Raw genomic sequence first — 7,500 nt, 5'->3', positions numbered from 1 at the left:
GCTGCGGAGCAGCGGGAAATGGGAGCTGCGGAGCAGCGGGAAATAAGAGCAGCGGAGCGGCGTAGACCCACGGGCAGACCCGTCGATTCCCGCACGCCCTTCGTGCTCGCCGACGGCACGGACGCGCCGCGCATTGTCGCACTCAATCCCGCAGCGCAGGCGAGCGGCCTTGCCGTCGGCGAAACGCTGGCCGATGCCCGCGCCCGCATCGGCGCCGTCGAGGTCCGCATCGCCGAGCCCGCGGCCGATGCGAAAGCCCTCCTGCGCCTCGCACTGTGGGCAACCCGCTACACGCCCTCCGTCGCGATCTTCCAAAAGGTTGAAAGCGGGAGCGACGGCTTCTTTCTCGACGTGACGGGAGCAACGCATCTCTTGGGAGGCGAGGACAAGCTGCTCGCCGATCTCGCGCGGCGCCTCACGGCATTCGGTCTCCCGGTACGCCTGGGCCTTGCGGAGACACCCGGCACCGCCTGGGCCGTCTCGCATTACGCTCACAAGGCGTCCGTCATCGTGCCTGGCGGATTGGAGAGGGAGGCTTTGCTGCCGCTTCCGGTCGAAAGCCTGCGTCTCGCAACCGAAACGGCGCTCACCCTGCGCCGCCTCGGCTTCAAGCGCATCGGCGACCTGATCGGCAAGCCGCGTGCACCTTTCGCGGCCCGCTTCGAAAAAGACGTCCTGCGGCGTCTCGATCAGGCCTTGGGTCACACTCCTGAACCGCTGCCCCTGCTCACGCCTCCGCCGGCCTATGTGAAAACCCGTTCTCTGCTCGAGCCCATCAGCACCGAGGACGCCGTCGTCACCGTTGCGAGAAACCTCATGCAGGACCTCGTGCCGAGGCTCGAAGCAGACGGCGTCGGCGCCAGAAGCCTGCGGCTCGCCCTCTACCGCGTCGACGGCATCGTGCAGCGCCTCGACGTCGCCTGCACACTACCGACGCAGAGCCCGGACCATGTCGCCCGCTTGATCCGCTTGAAGCTCGAACGCGTGGCACGCCTGCTCGAAGCCGGCTTCGGCTTCGAAACCTTGAGTCTCGCCGTCACCCTCACTGAAAAAGTTGACCCGCGTCAGCACACGCTCGCGACCACCTCGGAGGAAACCGAGCGCGCGCGACGCTGCACCGTGCTGCTCGATGCGCTGCGCCAGCGGTTGGGGGCGGAGAGCGTCCATCATATCATGCCGATCGCAAGCCATTGGCCCGAGCGTAGCGAGAAACAAACCAAACAGCGCAGCGAAAAAAAAATTGGAGAACGCCGCGGCAAGCTGACCGGGACGCATGACGAAACCGCATCCTGGCCGCCGGCGAAGAACACACGCCCGCCGCTCCTGCTGCCGCGCGCGGAACCGGTGGATGTCATCGCTCTCATGCCGGATGGCCCGCCCCAGCACATCCGCTGGCGCGGCAAGCGCCTGATCGCCACACACGCCGAAGGGCCGGAGCGCATCGCCGCCGAGTGGTGGCGCGCGCAGACATGGAAGCCGACGCGCGACTACTATGTCGTCGAGGATGACACGGGCCGCCGCCTCTGGCTCTACCGCGAAGGCATCCCCGGCCGCGAGACGGCCGCCCCCCGCTGGTTCGTCCACGGCCTCTTCGCATGAGAGAAGCCACCATGACCTGCTACGCGGAGCTCGCCGTCACCACCAACTTCTCGTTCTTGCGCGGAGCCTCGCACCCGGCCGAGATGGTGGTCGCCGCCGAGGCGGCGGGCCTCACGGCCCTCGCCATCGCCGACCGCAACAGCTTCGCCGGCATCGTGCGCGCCTTCGACGAATGGAGAAAACGCAAGGCCCTGAAGCTGATCGTGGGCGTGCGCCTCGTCACCGTCGACGGTTTCGAAATCCTCGCCTATCCGACCGACCGCGAGGCCTTTGCCCGCCTCTGCCGCCTGCTGACCATGGGCCGGCGCAAGGTGCCGCATAAGGAGCACACGCAATGCCACCTCACGTTCGAGGACATCCTCGAAGCAGCCGACGGTCAGATCTTCATCGCGCTGCCGCCCGAGGAATTGAGCCCCGCCTTCGCCCAGCGCCTCGAACGCATGGCGCACGTCGCGCCGGGCGCGAGCTTCCTCGCCGGCATTCATAGCCATCGGGGCAACGAACCCCGCCGCCTCGGCGAGCTCGACGAGTTGGCACGTCGCACCGGCACGCCGCTAGTCGCCGTCAACGACGTGCACTACCACACGCCGGAGCGCCGCCCCCTCGCCGACGTCGTCACATGCATTCGCGAGCAATGCACACTTTCCGAGGCCGGCTTCCGTCTCGCCGCCAACGCCGAGCGCCACATCAAGACACCCGCCGAAATGGCACGCCTCTTCGCGGGGGTCCCCGATGCGATCGCACGCACGCTCGAGATTGCAAACGCTTGCCATTTCGATCTCGGCGATCTCAAAAACGAGTACCCCGACGAGCCCGTGCCCCCCGGCAAGACCGCACAAGGGCACCTCGAGGATCTGACGTGGGCCGGCGCTGCGTGGCGCTACGCGCGTGGCATCCCGGAGAAAGTCGAAAAGCAGCTCCATGAAGAGCTGAGGCTCATCGCCAAGCTCGACTACGCACGCTATTTCCTCACCGTCCACGATGTGGTCCGCTACGCGAGAAGCGAGCACATCCTGTGCCAGGGCCGCGGCTCGGCCGCCAACAGCGCCGTCTGCTTCTGCCTCCGCATCACGGAGATCGATCCCGCGACCAGCAACCTTCTCTTCGCCCGCTTCATCTCCGAGCAGCGCGGTGAGCCGCCCGACATCGACGTCGATTTCGAGCACGAGCGGCGCGAGGAGGTGATCCAGTACGTCTACAAGCGCTACGGCCGCGAGTACGCGGCCATCTGCGCCACCGTGATCCACTACCGTTCGCGCCGCGCCATCCGCGAGGTCGGGAAGGCCATGGGGCTCACGCCCGACATCACCGCAGCCCTCGCCAAGACGGTCTGGGGCAGCCACGCCGACGGTCTCCCCGACAAGCACATCCGCGAGGCGGGCTTCGACCCGGAAAATCCGCGGATCCGCCAATCCATCCTGCTTGCGCGCGAGCTGATCGGCTTTCCGCGTCACCTGTCCCAGCATGTCGGCGGCTTCATCCTGACCAGGAGGCGTCTCGACGAGACCGTCCCCATCGCCAACGCCGCCATGGAAGACCGCACCTTCATCGAATGGGACAAGGACGACATCGACACCCTTCACCTCATGAAGGTCGACGTGCTGGCGCTTGGCATGCTGAGCACGCTCCGGCGCGGCCTCGATCTCCTGAAGACGCATTACGACAGGCCGCTCACCCTCGCGACGATCCCGCAAGACGAGAGCACGGAAGAGACCGGCAAGGTCTACGACATGCTCTGCAAAGCCGACTCCATCGGCGTGTTCCAGGTCGAAAGCCGCGCGCAGATGTCGATGCTGCCACGCCTCAAGCCGCGCACGTTCTACGACCTCGTCATCGAGGTCGCCATCGTCCGCCCCGGTCCCATCCAGGGCAACATGGTGCATCCCTACTTGAAGCGCCGCGAAGGCCTCGAGCCGGAGCACTATCCTTCTCCCGCTCCCCCCAGCGACCCCAACGAGCTGAGGAACGTCCTGAGTCGCACCAGGGGCGTGCCCCTGTTCCAGGAGCAGGCGATGCAGATCGCCATCACGGCCGCCGAGTTCACATCCGACGAAGCCGACGGGCTTCGGCGCGCCATGGCCACCTTCCGCCACAACGGCAACGTTCATCTCTACCGCGACAAGTTCGTCTCCCGCATGACCGCCCGCGGCTACGACCCCGAGTTCGTCGCGCGCTGCTTCGGCCAGATCGAAGGCTTCGGCGAATACGGCTTCCCTGAAAGTCACGCGGCAAGCTTCGCGCTTCTCGTCTACGCCTCGGCCTGGATGAAGTGCCACTATCCGGACGTCTTCTGCGCCGCCATCCTGAACAGCCAGCCCATGGGCTTCTACCAGCCCGCCCAGCTCGTCCGCGACGCGCGCGAGCACGGCGTCGAGGTGCGCGAGGCGGATGTCAACTTCAGCCATTGGGACTGTACGCTGGAACCAGCCGCCAAAGGCTCCCATCGCTTCGCACTACGTTTGGGATTCCGCCAGATCGACGGCTCGAGCGAAGAGGAGATGCAAGCCCTCGTGGCGAGCCGGGGCAACGGCTACGGCAGCATCGAGCGTCTATCCGCAGCTCCTGGCGTCTCGCGTGCCGCGATAGAGCGCCTGGCTGCGGCCGATGCTTTTCGCTCCATGGGCCTTGACCGCCGAGCGGCGCTCTGGTCCGCCCGCCGGCTGCGAACCATCGGTGTGGGCACAGGAAACAGAGCGGCCGCCGGAAAGGGCAAGCCTCGCGCAGAAAAAAGCAAAACGCTCCCGCTCTTCGATCCGCATCTCGGCGATGAGCTCTTCCCCGAACCCGAGATCGCCCTTCCCCGGATGCAGCTCCCGGAGCACGTGGCCGAGGATTACGTCACGACAGGCTTGTCTCTGAAGGCGCACCCGGTGTCGTTCTTCCGTCCGCGGCTTGATCGCAACGGCACGACGCCGAATGCGCATCTGCGGAACCGGGAACAAACCAAGGATGGACAGAAAATCATTGTTTCCGGCCTCGTTCTCATCCGCCAGATGCCCGGCGGAAAGAAGGTCGTCTTCCTTACCCTCGAGGACGAGACCGGCATCGCCAACATCATCGTCTGGCCGAAAGTGTTCGCAGCCAACCGCCGCACGATCATGTCGGCGCGCTTTCTCGCCGTGCGCGGCCGCCTCCAACGCGCGGGCGAGGTCGTCCATGTGCTCGCCGAAAGCTTCATCGATCTGAGCGCCGAGCTGGCACATCTGTACGAGAGCGAATGGCTCGACGACGGCGGAACCGGTGCTTCGCCACCTACGCACACGACACCGCTACCGATCAAAAGCCGCGACTTCCATTAAGACGGCCCGTCGAGTGATGCAATTTTGCACTTGCCCATCGCTATATTCACATGAATATAACTAAGCAATGGGGAGTGTGGACCGCGCGGTCCACTGAGTGTTGGGGAACAAGAAAATGTCGAAGTGCGTGTTTGCCGCCGTTGCCGCGGCGGGTCTTTGCGTCGCAGCATCCGGAGCACTCGCGCAGGACACGGGGGCCGCAGCCACTGCCGGCGGTGACGTTACGGCCGATGAAGCCACCCCGCTTCCCCCCGTCGTCGTTCAGGCGCCCTCCGAGCCGCCGCGCCGAAAGGCCAAGCGCCCGCTGACGGCAGGCAGCAGCGGAGCCTCGCCCGAGCCCGGCACATCCGATCTTCCCGGCACCGTAGGGGACGCAGGACCTGAGGTCGCCCCCTTCACACTCGGCCAGCTCGACCTGATCGGCGGCTCCACCATCACCAATGAGGCGATGTGGACTTACAACAAGAAATCGCTCGATCAGGCCCTGAGCATCCTTCCCGGCGTTTCTGTGCAGCAGAGCGGCAACAGCCGCAACGAGAGAGACATCCAGGTGCGCGGCTTCGACCGTTTTCGCGTCCCCCTCTACATGGACGGCGTGCGCATCTACCTGCCCGCCGATAACCGCCTCGACTTCGCCCGCTTCCTCACGCCGGATCTCGCGGAGGTCCAGGTGCAGAAGGGCTATGTCTCCGTCTTGAACGGCCCTGGCGGGCTCGGCGGCGCCGTCAACCTCGTGTCCCGCAAGCCCACAAAGGAAATTGAGTTCGAGGGCCGCGCCGGTGTCGTCATGAACGGCGATGTCAGCGACATGAACCAATGGAGCAGCTACGCCTACGCCGGCACGCGCCAGGAGGGCTACTACGCTCAGGTCAGCGGAACGATCGTCGACCAGGACCACTTCAACCTGTCGGATGACTTCCAGCCCGCAGGGCCGGCCACTCCCGGATATCGGCCGGACTACTATCCCTACGAGGACGGCGGCAACCGCGACCACTCGAACTTCGAGGACTGGCGCATCAACGCCAAGATCGGCATCACGCCGAATGCGACCGACGAATACACGATCAGCTACACCACCCAGGCCAACGAGCGGGGAAGTCCGCTGCACACCGACAGACAGGCCGTGCAGAACATCTTCTTTGTCGACAAGCAACGTTTCTGGTCATGGGACGACTGGTCGACGTCACAAGTGTCATGGCTGTCGAAGACGCAGCTCGGAGAAGCGTCCTACGTAAAGACAAACGCCTACTATTCGACGTTCGGCAGCAACCTGCAGTTCCACGACGATGCAACATTTACGACACGCTTTCTCGACAGCATCTACGACGACTACAATTACGGCGGTTTCGTTGAGTTGGGCACCAAGCTCATTCCCATGAACACGCTCAAAGGAACGATCCATTACCGGAAAGACGTTCATAAGGAATGGGATCTCGACTATGAGAGCAACGTCAGCGTGTTCACGGGCAGATCTCCCACCGAGACGAATGCCGAGGAGACGTGGTCGTTCGCTGTCGAGAACACCTTCCACGCCACGTCGTTCCTCGATTTCGTCGCGGGCGTGAGCTACGACCGCAATGAAGTCCTGCAGGCGGAATTCGTGGACGACGACAACGATCCCATCCTCGTCATCAGATCGCAGGATGAGAAGCCGGACGTCGACGCCTGGAACTGGCAAGGCGCCGCCATCCTGAATTACAGCGGCACCGGAACGGCCCATGCGAGCGTATCGTCCCGCACCCGCTTCCCGACACTGTTCGAACGCTACAGCACGCGCTTTGGCACCCGTGCGGTCGATCCGAACCTCGATCCCGAGCGCGCGACCAACTACGAGATCGGCCTCTCGGATACGCTGATACCGGGCCTCAAGGTTTCGGGTGCCGCCTTCTATTCCGACATCGAGGACAGCATCCAAAATGCCTTCTTCGCACCCAACGGAAGCACGTCGATCATCGGCTTCAACGCCGACGGCAAGACACGGGGTGTCGAAGTCTCGGCCGACTGGGACATCACCCGCACGCTGCGCATCGGCGGCAACTACACCTACATCGAGCGCGAGTTCGACTATCTCAAGGCCTCACTCGGAGTGACGCCGTTCGAGGGCATCGCCAATGCGGCTGCTCTGACGGAAGCCGCCATCGCATCGGTTGCCGCTTACAAGCCCGAAGGCACGCCGACCCACAAGGCATTCGTCTATCTGTCGTGGAAGCCGATCCCACAGCTCACGCTGACGCCGAGCGTGGAAATGGCCAGCGACCGCACGGTGCTCGTTACGGGGTGCGACTCGACCCTGCTGCGTCGTCCGCCGAACGGCATCAGCAATCATGTCAATTGCCTTGACGCCAACACGCCGACCAACAACGCCAATAACAACATCCGCAACGCGCGCCCCAACTTCACCGACATCGGCGCCTACAGCATCGTCAACTTTCAGGCCGAGTACGCCTTCAATGACAATGCCGACATCGCCATCGGCGCAACCAACCTGTTCGACGAGAACTACGCGCTCGCAGACGGCTTTCCCGAAGCCGGCCGTCAGTTCTTCGCCAATGCGAGAGTACGGTTCTGAGGTGACCCAGCGCGGATTTGGCCGCGAGACGTA

The 7,500-nt window shown here is 64.4% G+C and carries 3 protein-coding genes; all 3 read left to right on the top strand.

Features of this window, described 5'->3' with window-relative positions:
- Positions 1–1,599, top strand: a 1,599-nt coding sequence (locus tag QZV93_RS01270) for a DNA polymerase Y family protein (protein WP_295555297.1), incomplete at its 5' end; no start/stop codon positions are given.
- 11 nt (positions 1,600–1,610) lie between these two features.
- A complete protein-coding gene (locus QZV93_RS01265) occupies positions 1,611–4,898 on the top strand; it encodes an error-prone DNA polymerase (RefSeq protein WP_295555295.1) in 3,288 nt (1,095 codons plus the stop codon).
- A 115-nt stretch (positions 4,899–5,013) separates the two neighbouring features.
- Positions 5,014–7,467, top strand: a complete 2,454-nt coding sequence (locus QZV93_RS01260; protein WP_295555293.1) for a TonB-dependent receptor — start codon at positions 5,014–5,016, stop codon at positions 7,465–7,467.
- Positions 7,468–7,500 lie beyond the last annotated feature (33 nt).

The sequence above is a fragment of the uncultured Hyphomicrobium sp. genome, assembly GCF_902826555.1.
Taxonomy (GTDB): Bacteria; Pseudomonadota; Alphaproteobacteria; order Rhizobiales; family Hyphomicrobiaceae; genus Hyphomicrobium_C.
Note: the sequence above shows the minus strand (reverse complement) of the source record. Positions and strands in the feature narration are given on the sequence as shown.